Source organism: Brevundimonas sp. GW456-12-10-14-LB3 (assembly GCF_059424365.1).
In genome coordinates this window covers 13,935-31,116 of sequence record NZ_JBWKZJ010000011.1, presented here as the reverse complement: position 1 = coordinate 31,116, position 17,182 = coordinate 13,935, and the positions used below count along the sequence as shown (strand labels likewise).

The following is a 17,182-nucleotide window of genomic DNA, read 5'->3' as shown; positions in this document are numbered from 1 at the left end:
CCATGGCTGGTGTCCGGGGCAGGGCCCCTCCACCACGCTGCGCGCGGTCCCCCTCCCCCGATGGGGGAGGATTTAGATGCGCATCGACCAACTGCTCGTCGCACGGGGACTGTTTGACACCCGTTCCCGCGCCCGCGCCGCCATTGAGGCGGGGCGGGTGAAGGCGGATGGGCGCGTCGTGGCCAAGCCCTCGGAGCAGATCGCCGAGGAGGCCGAAATCGAGGCGGAACCGGCCCACCGCTGGGTCGGGCGCGGGGCGCTGAAGCTGGATCACGCCTTGACCGTCTGGCCTGTGGCGATCGAGGGGCGGGTGGTGCTGGACGTCGGCGCCTCGACCGGCGGCTTCACCGAGGTCTGCCTGGAGCGCGGGGCGGCCAAGGTGTTCGCGGTCGATGTCGGGTTTGGGCAGATGCACGACCGGGTGGCGGCCGATCCGCGCGTGGTCAATCTGGAGCGGACGGACGCGCGCGATCTGACGCGCGACCTGATTCCGGAGGCGCCGTCTGTGATCGTGTGCGACGCCAGCTTCATCAGCCTGAGCAAGGTGCTGCCCGCTGCCCTGGATCTTGCGGCGCCCGGCGCGGATCTGGTCACGCTGGTGAAGCCGCAGTTCGAGGCGGACGGTCCCGGCGCCGGCAAGAAGGGTGTGGTCAAGGATCCGGCCGCCCACGCCGCCGCCGTGGAGCGCGTCAGGGATTGGTTGGAGGCCCTGGGTTGGGCCGTCCAGGCGACGACCGAAAGCCCGATCACCGGCGGCGACGGCAATGTCGAATTTCTGCTGTGGGCGAAGCGCGCCTGAGGCGGCAACCCTGCGCCGCCAGGCTCAAGTGGGCCGAAGTCCGGTAGCCCTCTCAACAACGGGCTCAAGTAGGCCAAAGGCCGGTAGCCCCTAAAAAATGAGAAACCGCCGGAGGACTGATCCTCCGGCGGCTCCCGTCACGTCGTCGATTTGACAGGGGGGCTGAAATTAATCGACGACGCGATAGCGGCCGTACTGGTCGGGGCAGGTGCGGACATAGCGGGTGTCCGTGCGACCGTCCGGCAGACGGATGCGGCTTTCCGCCAAGCGGCATCTGTCGGAGTTCTGATAGGAATCGATCGGCCGCGAGCGGTAATCATCGTAACGGTCGTCGGCGTAGTCGTCGCGGCGGTCGTCGTAGCGATAGCCGTTATCGCCCGTATAGCGATCGTCGTAATAGCCGTAACTCGGCTGGCTGTAGCCGCCGTCGTAATAGCCGTTGGAGGCGTAGCCGGCCTGATAGCTGCGGCAGGCGTCAGAGCTGGAGCGGCCGACCTGCGAGCCGATGACGGCTCCGACGACCCCGCCCAGAATACTGCCTTCGGTGCGGCGGCCGCGCGCGGCCAGCTGAGAGCCGATGACGGCGCCCGCGCCGCCGCCGATCACGGCGCCGGCGCCGGTCCGTCCTTCTCGCTCGCGGGCGCAGGGATCGTAGGTCTGGCGACCATAGCGGCCGTAGTCATAGGCGGGGGCGTAGGCGCCGGAACCGTAGTTCCGGCTGTAGCCGTAGGCTTGAGCCGAGGCGGAGACCGGGGCGGCCAAGGCGCCGATCGTAAGGGCCGCAACTACGGCGAGGGACGTGTTGGAAAGGCGCATCTTCAATCCCTTATGGTCGGACGTTCAGTGACGAGCGCTGAACGGCTGGACCGGCTGTCTGTTGCATGCAGGTTTAAGACCGCGAAGCTGAACGGCTTTTGAGCGACCCGTTCATCTTCGTTCATGTTTTGTGGGCCTATCGCGCTCAGCGCGACTTGAGGCGGTGGCTTGGCGCGGGGGAGCGTCGGGGCTAGAAGCCCGGCGATGCAGACCTTTACGATCAGCCGCGTCGGCGGACAGGGCGACGGCGTCGCCGAGACGCCGCAGGGGCCGGTCTTCGCGAGCCTGACCCTGCCGGGGGAGACGGTTAGGGGCGAGGTCGTCGACGGGCGGCTGGAGCAGGTCGAGATCGTGACCCCCAGCACGGACCGGATCGCGCCGGTGTCGCCCCAGTACGGCGACTGCGGCGGTTGCTCGCTGCAACACTGGGCGGATCAACCCTATCTGGAGTGGAAGCGCGAACAGGTGCGGCGGGCCCTGGCGCGCGAGGCGATCGAGACCGAGGTCGAGGCGACGGTGGCGAGCCCGCCTGGGACGCGACGTCGCGCAGCCCTGCACGCGCGCCGGACCCAGGACGGTCGGGTCGTGCTGGGCTTCAAGGCGCGACGGTCGTGGCGGCTCGTGGAGGTGCGGGAGTGCCCGGTGGCCGACCCCCGGATCATCCGCGCCATCCCGGCCCTGACCGAGGTGGCGGCGGCCTTTCTGGAGCATCCCAAGTCGGCGCCGACCCTGCACGTGACCTGGACCCTGTCGGGGTTGGACGTGGATGTGACGGGGGTCGAGCGGCGCTCGGGCGGAGGGCTGTCGGCCGACGCCCAGATGCGGGCCATAGAGGCGGCGCGGCGGGCCGATCTGGCGCGGCTGAGCCTCGGCGGCGACACCCTGATGATGGCGCGTCAACCCTTGATCGGCTTCGGCGCCGCCACCGTGCCCCTGCCGGCGGGGGGCTTTCTTCAGGCCGTGCCCCAGGCCGAGGCGGCCATGGTCGAGCGGGCCGTGGCGGCGGTGAAGGGGGCCAAGAAGATCGCCGACCTGTTCTGCGGCGCCGGGACCTTCACCTTCCCGCTGGCGACGGTGGCGCCGGTGATTGCGGCCGATGCGTCCAAGGCGGGGATCGCGGCCCTGAAGGCGGGCGTAGGCTCGGCCAAGGGGATGAAGCCGATCACGGCCGAGGCGCGCGACCTGTTCCGACGGCCCCTGACCCCCTATGACCTGAAAGGGTGCGAGGCCATCGTGTTCGACCCGCCGCGCGCCGGGGCCATCGACCAGACGGCCCAGATCGCCGGGACCAAGGCCGGGGTGGTGGTCGGGGTGTCGTGCAATCCCCAGACCTTTGCGCGGGACGCGCGAGTGCTGATCGACGCCGGGTTCCGGCTGGAGCGGGTCACGCCGGTGGACCAGTTCCTCTGGTCGGCCCATGTCGAACTCGTCAGTATTTTCAAGCGGTAGGCCCTATGGATGACGAGCTGGAAGATGGCTTTCTGGGCGAAGACGGGGGCGGGTTCGACGCCGACGACTGGGGGCGGTTGAAGCCCTTCGTCGGGGCGGTGGCGACCCTGGAGGACGTCCAGGCGCGCCGAGCCGTCTTCGCCCTGGGCGAGACCGACGACCCGCGCCCCATCGCCATGGACCTGCCCCAGCCGGTGATCTGGTGGGAGGAGGACGGCGAACAGGCGGCCGTCGCCGTCCAGGCCGAGAGCCATCTGGGGCCGGACGGCGAGGCGATGGAGATCCTGGGCCTCATCCTGCCGGACGGGGAGGGGGCGGTGGCCCTGATGGAGGATGTCGATCTGGTCGACGACACGGACCCGACCTGGCGCGATCTGGTGACACGGGCCGTCGATCCGTCGGCGGCGGACGAGGCCTGATTGTTCAAGAAAAAATGAGTGCACTTTAGTGCACATTTTGGCGGGAGCTTCCCGACGCGCTGAATTGTCAAAGACCTGTTCACGACCTTACCACGCCAGTGGAAAGCGCCGGGTTCAGGGTGGTTTGACGCTCTCAACAGGCTGAAAAGGCGGGCGTCTTCCGTCAAGATTACGAGCGTCGGCCAAGCGTCGCATGATTCAGCCGAACAGCTCCAACTGCGGCCGGGCGTCGGCGGGGATGCGGAACTGGGTTTCGTCGAGCGGTCGCAGCGGCGCATCCAGGCCGTAGCGTTTGACGGCGGCTTTGAAGCGGGCGCCGATCAGTTCGGCGACGGGGCCGGTTCCCTTCATCCGCTGGGACCAGTCGGCGTCATAATCCCTGCCCCCGCGCGTCTGGCGGATCAGGGACATGACGCGGGCGGCGCGGTCCGGGCGGGCGTCGGCCAGCCATTCGCGAAACAGATCCTTGATCTCGAGCGGCAGGCGCAGGGTGACATACATGGCCCGGGTCGCTCCGGCCTTGGCCGCCGCTTCGAGCACCGACTCCAGCTCGTGGTCGTTCAGACCGGGAATGACCGGGGCGAAGCCGACCCCGACGGGACAGCCGGCATCGGCGAGACGACGGATCGCCTCCAGCCGTTTGGCCGGGGTCGAGGCGCGGGGCTCCATGGCGCGGGCCAGACCCCGATCCAGGGTGGTGATGGAGACGAAGGCCGAGGCCAGGCCGGCCTGGCCCATGGGCCCTAGAATATCGGCGTCGCGCGCAATCAGCACCGACTTGGTGATGATGCTGAAGGGGTGGTTGAAACGCCGCATGACCTCCAGGATCGAGCGGGTCGATTTCAGCTCGCGCTCGACCGGCTGATAGGGGTCGGTATTGCCGCCTATGTGGATGCGTTTGCACCGGTATCGGGGGGCGAGGAAGGCCTGTTCCAGCAGACGTGCGCCCTCGGGCTTGAAGAAGATCCGGCTCTCGAAATCCAGGCCCGGGGATAAGCCCATCCAGGCATGGGACGGACGGGCGTAGCAGTAGATACAGCCATGTTCGCAACCTTTGTACGGGTTGATGGAGCGGTCGAAACCGATGTCGGGACTGTCGTTCCGGGCGATGATGGTGCGGGCGTGTTCGGGCGTGAGGGTGGTGCGCAGCGGCGCGGCCTGGGCGTCGTCGGTCGTCCAGCCGTCGTCGAACGACTCATGCTGCTCGGGCTCGTAACGGCCTGTCGCATTCGAACGCGCGCCTCTTCCCTTGGCGGTTTGCATGAAAGGGAAGGTGGATCAAAAAAGAGAACATAGCAAGAACATTTGTTCTCCATCTTCGAGGCGCCGCTCACGACGAGATCTAAACGATACAGTGTCTGTTGCGAAAGCCGCCGTTGCGGGTGTAGACGGCTGTTTTGCTTCCTCGCACGGCGATGACCGAGGCGGCGGGGGCTGCTTGCGTCCTAATCCGGAGAGCCCGATGGCCGCCCGCCGCTATTCAGCCGTCGCCGTCGCCCTACACTGGACGATCGCGCTCTGCATCCTGTCCATGATCCCGATGGGGTGGTGGATGACCGCCGCTATCGAACAGCCGGGGAGCCAGGCCGCAGCCTACCGCGTGTTCCAGCTCCACAAGTCGATCGGCTTTCTGATTCTGGCCCTGACCCTGGTGCGGATCGTCTGGCGACTGACGCATCGGCCGCCGGCCCAGCCTGCGGCGATGAAGCGATGGGAGGTCTTCGCCGCCCATGCGACCCATGCGGCCTTCTACGCCCTGATGCTGGGGCTGCCGCTGACGGGGTGGCTGTATGTTTCGGTCGGTTGGGCCGTGTCGCAGGACCGGGCGCTGGAGGTGGCGACCCGCTGGTTCGGCCTGTTTCCCGTCCCGCACCTGCCGGGGGTGGCCGGACTGGCGACGGAGGCGCGGCGGGCAATGGCCTTTTCGGCCATGGGCGCGCACGCCGCCATGGCCTGGGGCGCGGTCGTCCTGGTGATCCTGCACGTCGGGGCGGCGCTGAAACACCAGTTCCTCGACCGCGACGGCGTCCTGGCGCGCATGGTTCCAGGTCTGAGGCCGGGCGGGGAGGATTCCGAGGAAGGCGAGGAGCCGGACGCGCGCGCGGCCTGGGCGGAACGTGGTCTCGGCCTGGCCCTGATCCTCGTCGTGGCGGCGGCCGGGGCGATCGCCGCACGGCCCGCCCCCAGGACTGAACCGACGCCCCTGTCTGAAATCGCGGTCGTCCCGGCGCCCGCGCCCGATATCACGGTCGAACCGACGGACGTCCAGGCGGCGGAGGCCGAAGCCGCCGAACCGGCTGCGGCGACGGAGGCGTCGCAAAAGGCCGTCGACTGGACCATAGACCGCGACGCCTCCGAGATCGCCTTCGCCGGGAGCCAGTCGGGCGCCGCCTTCAACGGCCGGTTCGAACGCTGGAGCGGCCAGATCCGGTTCGACCCTGCCGATCTGGCGGGGTCGAAGGCGGTGATCACTGTCCAGACCGGCTCGGCCCGGACGGGGGATTCGACCCAGGAGGCTTCGATCCAGGGGGCTGAATGGTTCGACGTCGGCCAATATCCGACCGCCCGGTTCGAGACGACGGGCTTCCGGTCGCTCGGCGGGGATCGATACCAGGCCACGGGCCGCTTGCGGATCAAGACGACCAGTCTGCGAGTTGTCCTACCCTTCACCTATCGTGAGGCCGGCGGCGTCGCGACGGTGGAGGGTCGGCTGCAACTGGACCGGACCGCGTTGAACCTGGGCCTGGAATCCGACGCGACCGGCGACTGGGTCTCTAAGATGGTCGACGTCCGGATCAAGGTCAGAGCGCGGCGGGCCGAATAGGCGCCGACTTGCCCTGACGGAAGTCTGGCCTTAGGGGTCCGCGCTCTTGATCAATGATTCAGGGAGCGGTAAATGACCCTCGCACTTCTGTTTCCGGGACAGGGCAGCCAGGCCGTCGGCATGGGCGCGCAACTGGCCGACGCCTTCGCCTCCGCCCGCGACGTCTTCGCCGAGGTGGACGAGGCCCTGGGCCAGAAGCTGTCGGTGCTGATGCGCGAAGGCCCCGAGGACCAGCTGACCCTGACCGAGAACGCCCAGCCGGCCCTGATGGCGGTGTCGGTCGCGGTCATCCGGGCGCTGAAGGTCGAGTTTGATTTCGACGTGGCCAAGGCGGCCTATGTGGCCGGTCACTCTCTGGGCGAATATTCGGCCCTGGCGGCGGCCGGGGCGATCTCGCTGTCGGATACGGCGCGGCTGCTGAAACTGCGCGGCCAAGCCATGCAACGCGCGGTTCCGGTCGGGCAGGGGGCGATGGCTTCGCTGATCGGGCCCAAGACCGATCTGGCCCTGGCCGAGGCCGCAGCGGCGGCCGGCGCTGAAGTCGGCGTCTGCGTGGTCGCCAATGACAACAACGCCGGCAACATCGTCATCTCGGGCGAGAAGGCGGCTGTGGACCGGGCCATCGAAAAGGCCAAGGAACTGGGGGCGCGGGCGATTCCGCTGAACGTCTCGGCGCCCTTCCACTGCCCGCTGATGCAGCCGGCGGCGGACGAGATGGCGGCGGCCCTGGCCTCGGCGACCATTCTGGCGCCGGCGGTTCCCGTGGTGGCCAATGTGCTGGCGCGGCCGGAGAACGATCCTGAAGTCATCCGGCGCCTGCTGGTCGAGCAGGTGACCGGCCGGGTGCGCTGGCGCGAGAGCATGGAGTGGATGGCGAGCGAAGGGCGGGTGACCCGCTTCGTCGAGGTCGGTTCCGGCAAGGTGCTGACCGGCATGGCCAAGCGGATCGCGCCTGACGCCGAGAGTCTGCCTCTGAACACGCCGGAAGAGCTGGAAGCCTTTGCGAGGGGAGTGACGAGTGGCGAGTGACGAGTGGCGAGACTATCGCCGCCCCACTTTGCTTTTCCTCGTCACTCGCCACTAATCACTCGCCACTTCGGAGAGACATAAATGTTCAATCTTGCAGGCAAGACCGCGCTGGTGACCGGCGCGACGGGCGGGATCGGCGGGGCTGTGGCGCGGGCGCTGCACGCCCAGGGCGCGACCGTGGTGCTGTCGGGCACACGCGAGGCGGTGCTGGCGGATCTGGCCAAAGAACTGGGCGAGCGGGCGCATTTCGCGACGGCGAACCTGTCGGACCCCGAGTCGGTCGATAATCTGGTGAACGCGGCCGAGACGGCGGCGGGCTCAGCCCTGGACATCCTGGTGGCCAACGCCGGCATCACCAAGGACGGCCTCCTGATGCGGATGAAGGACGAGGATTTCCAGTCGGTCATCCAGATCAATCTGGAGAGCTATTTCCGCCTGACCCGCGCAGCGGTGAAGGGGATGATGAAGCGCCGGTCGGGCCGGATCATCGGCGTGACCTCGGTCGTCGGCGTCACCGGCAATCCGGGCCAGACCAATTATTCGGCGTCCAAGGCCGGGATGATCGGCTTTTCCAAGTCGCTGGCGCAGGAGGTCGGATCGCGCGGGATCACAGTCAATTGCATCGCGCCGGGCTTCATCGCCTCGCCCATGACCGACGTGCTGAACGACCAGCAACGCGAGACCATTCTGGGCCGGATTCCGGCGGGCCGGCTGGGCACGGGCGACGAGATCGCGGCCGCCGCCGTCTATCTGTCGTCTGACGAAGCGGCCTATGTGACGGGCCAGACCCTGCATGTGAACGGCGGCATGGCGATGATCTGATCGTCATCACGACACGCAACAGACTATTTCCCGCCCGAAAGCCTGTGCTAAAGGGCAGGAACGCATCGGCGGTTCAGGCTTTCGGGCTTGCATCGTCGTCGCTGCCGTGAGACGGCGATTTCTGAAGCTACCCCCGCCTCTACGGCGATTTTAAACAGGCAGAGAGACACTCATGTCCGACACCCTCGAGCGCGTTCGCAAGATCGTCATCGACCACCTGGACGCCGATCCGGACAAGGTCACGGAAAAGGCCAGCTTCATCGACGACCTGGGCGCCGACTCGCTCGACAACGTCGAGCTGGTGATGGCCTTCGAAGAAGAGTTCGACATCGAGATCCCGGATGACGCCGCCGAGCACATCCAGACGGTCGGCGATGCGGTCAAGTTCATCGACGAAAAGTCGGCGGGCTGATCCAGCCCCGACTGGCGGCCGACAGGCTGACAGATCACAGGGCCGCCCGGCGCTCCTAGCGGAGACGCCCGGCGGCCTTTACTGTTTCTGACCCTCGCGAATCCGCAGTGATTCCCCGGGACAGGATTGGAGTTGAAGGAGCACGCACCATGCGCCGCGTCGTCGTTACGGGCATCGGTCTGCTGACCCCCCTGGGCTGGGGCGTCGACAAGAGCTGGAAGGGCATCGTCGAGGGACGGTCGGGCATCGGTCCGATCACGGCCTTCGACACCGAGGGCTATGGCTGCACCATCGCCGGCGAAGTGCCGAGCGTCGACGGGCGCGGCGGCGGCGGCGAAGGCGACTTCGACCCCGAGAAAATCATGTCCGCCAAGGACCGAAAGCGCGTCGACGACTTCATCCTGTACGCCATAGCGGCGGCGGAGGAGGCCCTGCACGATGCAGGCTGGAAGCCCGAGACGGACGAGGACAAGGAGCGGACCGGGGTCATGGTCGGCTCCGGCATCGGCGGCCTGGGCCCCATTGCCGATACGGCCATCGTCTTGAAGGAGCAGGGGCCGCGCCGCGTCAGCCCCTTCTTCATCCCCAGCGCCCTGATCAATCTGGCCGGAGGGCAGATTTCGATCCGGCACGGGCTGAAGGGGCCGAATCATGCGGCGGTGACCGCCTGCGCCACCGGCGCCCACGCCATCGGCGATGCGGCGCGCATGATCGCTCTGGACGACGCCGACGTCATGGTGGCGGGCGGGGCGGAAAGCTCGATCGTGCCGATCGGCATCGCCGGCTTTTTGGCCTGCAAGGCCCTGTGCACCGCCTATAACGACACGCCGGAGAAGGCCTCGCGTCCCTATGACCGCGGCCACGCCGGCTTCGTCATGGGCGAGGGCGCAGGGATCCTGGTGCTGGAGGAGTACGAACACGCCAAGGCGCGCGGCGCCAGGATCTACGCCGAGATCGTCGGCTACGGCATGAGCGGCGACGCCTATCACATCACCGCCCCGTCCGAAGACGGCGAGGGCGGGGCGCGCGCCATGAAGGCGGCGCTGAAGCGCGCCGGGCTGCAGCCGTCGGACCTTGACTATGTCAACGCCCACGGCACCTCGACCATGGCCGACTGGATCGAGCTGAAGGCCATCGAGGGCCTGGTCGGCGACCATGCGAAGAACCTGGCCGTCAGCTCGACAAAGTCGATGACGGGCCACCTGCTGGGCGCGGCCGGCGCCATCGAAGCGGCCTTCTGCGTCCTGGCCATCCGTGACCAGGTCGCGCCGCCGACGATCAATCTGGACGACCCGGAGATGGAGACCCCGATCGACCTGGTGCCGAACAAGGCCAAGCCGATGAAGATCGACGTCGCCATGTCCAACAGTTTCGGCTTCGGGGGCACCAACGCCTCGGTGATCTTCAAGAAGGTCGACTGACATGTTCGGACGGGGGCGGGGTGACAGGCGTGTGGAGAAGCGGTCGGGGTTGACGGTCAGTCTGCTGACCGCCTCAGCGACCTTCAGCCTGTTCCTAATCGCCGCCCTCGCCGTCGTCTGGGGCGTCTATTACGGGCCAGGACCGGGCGCACGGCAGGGGGATCGAACGGTCGTGACCCTGGCCAGCGGCTCGGGCGTCTCCGCCATCGCCGCCCAGTTGAAGGCGGCGGGGGTGATCCGTTCGACCGACCTGTTCAAGGCGGCGGCCACCTTCACCGGTGCGGACCGCAAGCTGCGGGCCGGGGAATATGAGGTGCCGTCGGGGACCTCGCTGGCCGGAGTGCTGAACCTGCTGGTCGAGGGGCGGGTGGTGCGCCATTTCGTGACCCTGCCGGAAGGCTGGTCCTCGGCCCAGGCGGTGGACATCCTGGCCAAGGAGCCGGTGTTGACCGGAACCGTCGAGACGACGCCCGAGGAAGGCAGTCTGTGGCCCGACACCTATGAGGTGTCACGCGGCGACACCCGCCAGTCGGTGATCGATCGGATGCAGCGGGCGGCGAAGGAAAATCTGCGGCTGCTGTGGGCGCAGCGGGGACCGGGCACAGTGGCCCGCAACCCGGAAGAGGCGGTGATCCTGGCCTCCATCGTCGAGAAGGAGACTGGGCTGGCGGCCGAGCGGCCTCGCGTGGCGGCGGTCTTCTCCAACCGACTGCGGCAGGGGATGCGGCTGGAGAGCGATCCGACCATCGTTTACGGCCTGACCCAGGGGCGGCCGCTGGGGCGCGGCATCCGCCGGTCAGAGCTGCAGCGTCAGACGCCCTGGAACACCTATCAGATCGACGGCCTGCCGCCGACGCCCATCGCCAATCCCGGCAAGGAGGCGCTGGAGGCCGTGCTGAACCCGCCGGCGGATCCGGCCCTGTTCTTCGTCGCCGACGGATCAGGCGGCCACGTCTTCGCCATCACCTATGAAGAGCATCTGCGCAATGTGGCGCGCTGGCGTCAGATTGAGCGACAGAAGGCCGGCCTGCCGCCCGAGACGCAGGCGCCGGTCGCGCCTGAGGCCAGCCCTGCGCCCATGACCGATCCGAACGCGGAGGGCGGACAGGCCACCCTCACCCTGCCTGCCGGCGCGACCCAGGGTCTGAGATGAGCCTGATTTCTGGAATGACGGGCTTTGGCCGGGCCGAGGGCGCCGGTGAGGGCTGGACCTGGGCGGTCGAGGTGCGGTCGGTCAATGGGCGCAATCTGGAGGTTCGGTATCGAGGGCCGAACGGATTCGACACCTTGGAGAGGGCTGCGAAGACAGCCGCCCAGGCGCGATTCGTCCGCGGACAGATCTCCGTCGGCGTACAGGCCAAACGAACGGTGGGGGCGGAGGCGGCCGTTACGATCAATGCGCCCTTGCTGGCCCGCTATTTGACCCTGGCCAATGAGTTGGCCGAGGACGGGGCGACGCCGCCGTCCGCCGACGGCCTCCTGGCCCTGCGCGGCGTCATAGAGGCGCCGGAGGAGGTGGAGGATCCGCAGGCGCGCGCCGCGCTGGAGGTCGAGATGGCGCGAACAGTCGAGGCCGCCCTGGACGCCTTGAAGGGCGCGCGAAACGCCGAAGGCGCCCAGCTGGCGCCGCTACTGGCGGACTTCATCGCCCGGATCGAAGGTCTGGTCGCTTCGGCCGAAGGCGAGGCTCAAGCCCAGGTCGCCACCATCCGCGACCGGTTCAGCCGCCGTATGGCCGAACTGGCGCCGGATGTGCCGGGCCTGGAAGAGCGAATCTTTCTGGAAGCTGCGTCGCTGGCGGCCAAGGCCGACGTGCGCGAGGAGCTGGACCGGCTGTCGGCCCATGTCGCTGCGGCGCGCCACCTGATGACCGCGCCGCCGGCCGGACGGAAACTGGACTTCCTGCTGCAGGAATTCATGCGCGAGGCCAACACCCTCTGCTCGAAATCGGCTACGACGGCGCTCACTGGAATCGGCCTCGAGCTGAAGGCCGTCATCGAACAGTTGCGTGAACAGGTTCAGAATGTCGAATGAACGCTCGCCCCGCCGGGGCGTCCTCCTCATCGTCGCCAGCCCGTCGGGCGCCGGCAAGACGTCGCTGTGCCGTCGGTTGATGGCGGACCACGGGGGGCTGGAACTGTCGGTGTCGATGACGACGCGGGGCATCCGTCCCGGCGAGGTCGACGGTCGCGACTATAATTTCGTGGATCGCGAGCGGTTCCAGAAGCTGATCGACGCCGACGCCTTCCTGGAATGGGCCGATGTCCACGGCAATCTGTACGGCAGCCCGCGCGGGCCGGTCGATCGGGCCCTGGCTGAGGGACGTGACGTCCTGTTCGACATCGACTGGCAGGGCGCGCGCGACGTAGCCGAGAAATGCCCGGAGGACGCGGTGCGGGTCTTCATCCTGCCGCCCAGCCTGGAAGAGCTGCGCCGACGACTGGTCACCCGGTCGCAGGACTCGGACGATGTCATTGAGCGCCGCGTCGCCAACGCCAAGGGTGAGATCGAACACTGCGACGCCTTCGACTATGTGATCGTCAACGAGGATTTTGACCGGTCCTACGCCGAGCTGGCGCACATCTATCACGCCGAGCGATCGCGCCGGTTCCGCAATCTGTGGGTGGGGGATTACAAGGCCGCCCTGCTACGCGAGCCTGTCTGACGAACAACGACACCGCGGCTGGCGGGAGGGGGGGAGAGGCCGCCGCAGTGTCGTCTTCGGCTGTGAAGCGGCGACGACATCGCGCCGGCGGGGGCGTCCTACGCGATGTCGTCCTATGCGCTACGCAACTGCACTCCTTTTCCCACAAGGCAGGTTCCAGAGGGTAAATATCGGCCTAGGGGCGATTGCTTAGGTACGACCCACCATGGGCCTGCCGCCTTTTGCGGATCGGCTCAGCCTGGATTTCGAGCGGCGAACCAAGGCGTGATTCGTTCCAACGCGGCCTTGATCTCCCCTGTCGAGACCGCGAAGCTGAAGCGGATGTAGCGTCGACCATCGACGGGGTCGAAATCCACGCCCGGCGCGGTGGCCACGCCGGTATCGCGCAGCAGTTGTTCGCAGAAGGCCACGCTGTCGTCCGTCAGGTGGCCGATGTCGGCCCAGATGTAGAAGGCGCCGTCAGGCGGCGCGATCTTCCTCAATCCAAGCGCCGGCAGGGCCGCCAGCATCAGCTCGCGGTTGCGGGCGTAGGTCTGGATATGGCCCTCAAGCTCGTCGATCGCGTCCATGGCGACCAGGCCTGCGTGCTGGCTGAGGCTGGGCGGGGTCAGGAACATGTTCCCGATATAGGCGCGAGCGGCCTCGATCAGGGCCTCGGGGACCAGCAGCCAGCCCAACCGCCAGCCGGCCATGCTCCAGTATTTGGAGAAGCTGTTGATCACCAGGGCGTCCGGCGCGAACTGCAGCATCGACGGGGTCGGGCCCGCGTAGGACAGGCCGTGGTAGATCTCGTCCGAAAGGATGGCGATGTTTCGCGCGCGGCAGACCTCGGCGATGGCGGCGAGTTCGGCCTCCGGGATGATGGTCCCGGTCGGATTGGCCGGGCTGGCGATGATGACGCCGGCCGGAGCGGGATCGAGCGCCTCCAGCTGGGCGGCGGTCAGCTGGAACCGGGTCTCGGGACCGCAGGCGATCTCCACCGGCTCCAGATGCAGGGCACGCAGGCTGTTGCGATAGGCGACATAGCCGGGACGGGCCAGGGCGATGCGGTCGCCGGGCTTGAACCGGACGCTGAGGGCCAGGACCAGGGCGGGCGAGGCCCCGCAGGTCAGCAGGATTTGGCCGGGGTCGACCGTTACGCCGTACCGGTCCTGGTACAGGCGAGCAATGCGGGCGCGCAGGTCGGGGCTTTCCCAATAGCCCATGGCGTCGGCGTCCAGCACCTGATGTGCGCGGGCGACGGCGGCAGCGGGCGCGCCGGTGGAGGGCTGGCCGAATTCCATATGGATGATCGACCGGCCTTCGGCTTTCAGCTGGTGCGCCAGACGGCTGACGGTGATGGCGCGGAAGGGTTCGACGGTCATGTCAGGGCGTCCGCCAGTCTGAGGAAGCCGGCCACGTCGATCGTCTCGGCGCGGGCGTCGGGTTCGATGCCGGCGGCCTCGCAAAGGGCGGCGCCGCCGAGCTGTTTCAGGCTGGAGCGCAGCATCTTGCGGCGCTGGCCGAAGGCGGCGGCGGTGACGCGTTCCAACTTCTTCAGGCGCTCAGGCGACGGGCGCTCATCCAGCGGGACCAGATGGACCACGGCCGAGGCCACCTTGGGCGGCGGGGTGAAGGCGGCGGCGGGCAGGTGCATGACGATGCGGGCGGTGCAGACGGCCTGGGCGATGACGGCGAGGCGGCCGTAGGCGTCCTCGCCGGGCCCAGCGGCGACGCGCTCGGCGACCTCCTTCTGGAACATCAGGGTCAGGCTGTGGGGCAGCCAGGGGCCGGTCAGCCATTTGATCAGCAGGGCGGTGCCGACATTGTAGGGCAGGTTGGAGACCAGATGGGCGGGGCCGGAGACCAGATCCGCCTCCTTCACCTTCAGGGCGTCAGCCTCGACGATCGTCAGACGACCGGAGCCATCGTCCAGTTCTGACAGCAGGGGAATGAAGCGCGGATCCTTTTCGACGAGGACCACGGGGCCGGCGTCGGATTCCAGCAGGGCGCGGGTCAGGCCGCCGGGGCCGGGGCCGACCTCGATCACGGCGCGCCCGTCGAACGGACCGGCCAGGCGGACGATCTTGCGCGTGACATTGAGGTCCAGCAGGAAATGCTGGCCGAAGCTCTTTTTCGCCGACAGGCCGTGGGCGTCGAGGGTTTCGCGGAGGGAAGGAAGGTCGGTCACACGCCCTGTTAGCGCGCGGCGCGGGCCGCCGCCATCTCCGAGGCCAGACGAATAGCGGCGATCAGGCTGTCCGGACGCGCAATCCCCTTGCCGGCGATGTCGAAACCCGTTCCGTGATCGGGCGAGGTGCGGATGACGGGCAGACCCAGCGAGACATTGACCCCGCCCCAGAAGTCCAGGGTCTTGACCGGGATCAGGGCCTGGTCGTGGTGCATGCAGATCACCGCATCATAGGTCGCGCGGGCGTCGTCGTGGAACAGGCTGTCGGCGGGTTTGGGGTCGGTGATGTCGATCCCTTCGCCGCGCAGCTGTTCGGCGACGGGGATCAGGGTCTCGATCTCCTGCAGCCCCAGGGCGCCCCCTTCGCCCGCGTGGGGGTTCAGGGCGGCCATGGCCAGGCGCGGGCGGGCGATGGCGAAGTCGCGCTTCAGGCTTTCGTGGACGACGCGGGCGGTGCGGGCGACCCGCTCGGCCGTGATCAGCTCGGGAACCTGATCCAGGGCGACGTGGATAGTCACCAGACAGGCGCGCAGGTCGCGGGCGGCCAGCATCATCACGGGCCCCCGCGTGCCGGCGTAGGGGGCGTCGGCGGTCAGTTCGGCGATGAACTCGGTGTGGCCCGGAAAGCGGAAACCCGAGGCGTACATAGGCGCCTTGGCGATGGGGGCTGTGACCAGACCCGAGGCTTCGCCCGACAAGGCGAAGCTGACAGCCTCTTCGATGCCGTCGGCGACCGAGGGCGCATTGGCCGGGTCGGGAAGGCCGATTGTCACCGGCGCGGGCAGGGCGCGGTGAATGACCGGGAGGGCCCGCTCGAAATGCTGGGCGGCCTCGCCGGGCGTGAAGACGTCGGCGACGGCTATGCCTTGCGCCTCAAGCAGGGCGGCGTCGCCGATTACGGCGAACGGCAGCATGTCGGCCGAGCGCGCCCGCCAGGCGGCGGCTACGATCTCCGGCCCGACGCCGGCGGGTTCGCCCAGCGTCAGGACCAGAGGCCGGGTCATTTGAACTCGATCAGGGCGTCGTTGCGCAGATCGCGGATATAGCGACGCTCCAGCACCGCCAGGTTCTGGCCGCGCAGGCGGTTCTCGACCTGCTGACGATTGGGGGCCTCAGGACCGCCGACGCGACGGCCGCAGACGGCGACCAGATGCAGGCCGAGCGGCGTACGAATCGGGGTCGAGACCGAGCCGATCTCTCCGGTGCGGGCGAACTGCTGGAACTGGGGCGCCAGATTGGCCACGTCCGATTCGCCCAGGTCGGCGCCGATTACGCCCTGGGTCGCTCGCGCCTGGGACAGGATGTTGTCGCAGTTCAGTCCCTGGCGCAGGCCTTCCAAAGTCCGGGTGGCCGCTGCGAGCTCGGCCTCGGACGCCGATTCCGGCAGTTCGACCATCATCTGTTTCAACGAAACCAGGCTGGTCGCCGCGCCGTCACGCTTGTCTCGCATATAGATGATGTACACGCCGCCATCGACCGGGACGGGGTTCGACAGCTGGCCGGGCTGGAGCTGGTCGAAGATGGTCTGAAGGGCCGGCTGCACCGTGCCCTTGACCACCCAGCCTGCGTCGCCGGGGACGCGGGCCGAGGCGGACGGGGCGGAGGAGAACTGTTGGGCGACCGCCTGGAAGGGCGCGCCCTGAATGATCTGCTGCACCAGCTGGCGGGCGCCGTTCATCGCAGCCTCTTGGCCGCCGACCCGCGCCGCTTCGATGTAGATTTCACCGATCAGATACTGGGGCTGGGCCGCCGCCTCGTTCAGGCGGCGCAGCTCCTGCTCGACTTGAAGCGTGCTGGGTCGGGCGCGGCTGTTGAAGCGGCCGGGCACCAGCTGGCTCCAGCCGATCTCCGTGCGCAGGTTTTCGCGGAAGGCGCTGGGCTGAATGCCGCCCTGCTGGAGAAACTCCATATAGGCGGCCGGCGTGACGCCGGCCTGGCGCGCCATCTGGGCGATTTCCTCGTCGATCTCCTGGTCGGTGACCTTCAAGGTCTCGAACTTGGTGATTTCCTGAGCCTTCAGCCGTTCTTCGATCAGTCGGTTCAGCGCCGCCTGCTGGATCGCCGGCAGATTCTGTTCCGTCGGCTGAACCTGGGACGAGGCGATCAGCATCAGCATCTGCTGGCGCAGATCATAGCCGGTGATGATCTTGTCATTGACCGTAGCGACAATGCCGTCGGCCAGTTCGAACTGAGGCGCGGCGCGGGCCGCAACCGGTCCGTCTCCGGCCGCCGGGTTAGGCGCGCCTGCGGCCGTCGGCTGCTGGGCGGCCGGAGCGGGCGCCGTCTGACCATAGGCCGAACCGGCGAGGAGGAGCGCCGCGAGCGCAGCCCCCGTCGAATAACGCATCAAACCCAT

The 17,182-nt window shown here is 68.0% G+C and carries 17 protein-coding genes; 11 read left to right on the top strand and 6 right to left on the bottom strand.

The genetic code is table 11. From position 1 onward, the window contains the following. Nucleotides 1–76: 76 nt before the first annotated feature. Nucleotides 77–799 carry a TlyA family RNA methyltransferase gene (locus AC07XS_RS06755; protein ID WP_182714754.1) on the top strand — a complete coding sequence of 241 codons (723 nt, stop codon included), beginning with the start codon at nt 77–79 and terminating at the stop codon, nt 797–799. 168 nt (nt 800–967) lie between these two features. Here the strand turns inward: AC07XS_RS06755 and AC07XS_RS06750 are convergent, their stop codons facing one another. After that, nucleotides 968–1,615 (bottom strand): YMGG-like glycine zipper-containing protein, encoded by a 648-nt coding sequence (locus tag AC07XS_RS06750; RefSeq protein WP_182714753.1) that lies wholly within the window; start codon nt 1,613–1,615, stop codon nt 968–970. A gap of 204 nt (nt 1,616–1,819) precedes the next feature. Here AC07XS_RS06750 and AC07XS_RS06745 point away from each other — a divergent pair, with 204 nt between their 5' ends. Continuing rightward, nucleotides 1,820–3,064, top strand: coding sequence for a class I SAM-dependent RNA methyltransferase (locus AC07XS_RS06745; RefSeq protein ID WP_182714752.1), 1,245 nt, complete (start codon nt 1,820–1,822; stop codon nt 3,062–3,064). Nucleotides 3,065–3,069: 5 nt separating this feature from the next. Next, nucleotides 3,070–3,483, top strand: a complete 414-nt coding sequence (locus AC07XS_RS06740; protein ID WP_182714751.1) for a hypothetical protein — start codon at nt 3,070–3,072, stop codon at nt 3,481–3,483. Nucleotides 3,484–3,681: 198 nt separating this feature from the next. Here AC07XS_RS06740 and AC07XS_RS06735 read toward each other — a convergent pair whose 3' ends face one another. After that, nucleotides 3,682–4,746 (bottom strand): PA0069 family radical SAM protein, encoded by a 1,065-nt coding sequence (locus AC07XS_RS06735; protein WP_182714750.1) that lies wholly within the window; start codon nt 4,744–4,746, stop codon nt 3,682–3,684. 199 nt (nt 4,747–4,945) lie between these two features. Here AC07XS_RS06735 and AC07XS_RS06730 point away from each other — a divergent pair, with 199 nt between their 5' ends. From AC07XS_RS06730 to gmk, 8 genes are all read left to right on the top strand, one after another. Then, nucleotides 4,946–6,307: a cytochrome b/b6 domain-containing protein gene (locus AC07XS_RS06730; protein ID WP_182714749.1), complete on the top strand. Its 1,362-nt coding sequence runs from the start codon at nt 4,946–4,948 to the stop codon at nt 6,305–6,307. 72 nt (nt 6,308–6,379) lie between these two features. Further along, complete coding sequence (fabD, locus tag AC07XS_RS06725; RefSeq protein WP_152950298.1) at nt 6,380–7,336, top strand: ACP S-malonyltransferase; 957 nt, start codon at nt 6,380–6,382, stop codon at nt 7,334–7,336. An 81-nt stretch (nt 7,337–7,417) separates the two neighbouring features. After that, nucleotides 7,418–8,158 carry a 3-oxoacyl-[acyl-carrier-protein] reductase gene (fabG, locus tag AC07XS_RS06720; protein ID WP_152950297.1) on the top strand — a complete coding sequence of 247 codons (741 nt, stop codon included), beginning with the start codon at nt 7,418–7,420 and terminating at the stop codon, nt 8,156–8,158. A 172-nt stretch (nt 8,159–8,330) separates the two neighbouring features. Then, nucleotides 8,331–8,570, top strand: a complete 240-nt coding sequence (locus tag AC07XS_RS06715) for an acyl carrier protein (RefSeq protein ID WP_008264317.1) — start codon at nt 8,331–8,333, stop codon at nt 8,568–8,570. Between the two features lie 149 nt (nt 8,571–8,719). Then, nucleotides 8,720–9,991, top strand: a complete 1,272-nt coding sequence (fabF, locus tag AC07XS_RS06710; RefSeq protein WP_182714748.1) for a beta-ketoacyl-ACP synthase II — start codon at nt 8,720–8,722, stop codon at nt 9,989–9,991. A 1-nt stretch (nt 9,992) separates the two neighbouring features. Then, nucleotides 9,993–11,144, top strand: coding sequence for an endolytic transglycosylase MltG (gene mltG / locus AC07XS_RS06705; RefSeq protein ID WP_054765818.1), 1,152 nt, complete (start codon nt 9,993–9,995; stop codon nt 11,142–11,144). Further along, entirely contained in the window at nt 11,141–12,025 is an 885-nt protein-coding gene (locus tag AC07XS_RS06700; RefSeq protein WP_182714747.1) for a YicC/YloC family endoribonuclease, read from the top strand. The genes mltG and AC07XS_RS06700 overlap by 4 nt, the downstream gene beginning before the upstream one ends. Further along, complete coding sequence (gene gmk, locus AC07XS_RS06695; RefSeq protein WP_152950293.1) at nt 12,015–12,656, top strand: guanylate kinase; 642 nt, start codon at nt 12,015–12,017, stop codon at nt 12,654–12,656. The genes AC07XS_RS06700 and gmk overlap by 11 nt, the downstream gene beginning before the upstream one ends. Nucleotides 12,657–12,889: 233 nt before the next feature. Here gmk and AC07XS_RS06690 read toward each other — a convergent pair whose 3' ends face one another. From AC07XS_RS06690 to AC07XS_RS06675, 4 genes are read right to left on the bottom strand one after another with little or no spacing between them, the layout of a single operon-like run. Then, on the bottom strand, nt 12,890–14,020 hold the full coding sequence (locus tag AC07XS_RS06690; RefSeq protein WP_182714746.1) for a pyridoxal phosphate-dependent aminotransferase: 1,131 nt from the start codon (nt 14,018–14,020) through the stop codon (nt 12,890–12,892). Further along, entirely contained in the window at nt 14,017–14,826 is an 810-nt protein-coding gene (gene rsmA / locus AC07XS_RS06685; RefSeq protein WP_182714745.1) for a 16S rRNA (adenine(1518)-N(6)/adenine(1519)-N(6))-dimethyltransferase RsmA, read from the bottom strand. The genes AC07XS_RS06690 and rsmA overlap by 4 nt, the downstream gene beginning before the upstream one ends. An 8-nt stretch (nt 14,827–14,834) precedes the next feature. Further along, nucleotides 14,835–15,830, bottom strand: coding sequence for a 4-hydroxythreonine-4-phosphate dehydrogenase PdxA (pdxA, locus tag AC07XS_RS06680; protein WP_182714744.1), 996 nt, complete (start codon nt 15,828–15,830; stop codon nt 14,835–14,837). Further along, a complete protein-coding gene (locus AC07XS_RS06675) occupies nt 15,827–17,182 on the bottom strand; it encodes a peptidylprolyl isomerase (protein ID WP_224760935.1) in 1,356 nt (451 codons plus the stop codon). The genes pdxA and AC07XS_RS06675 overlap by 4 nt, the downstream gene beginning before the upstream one ends.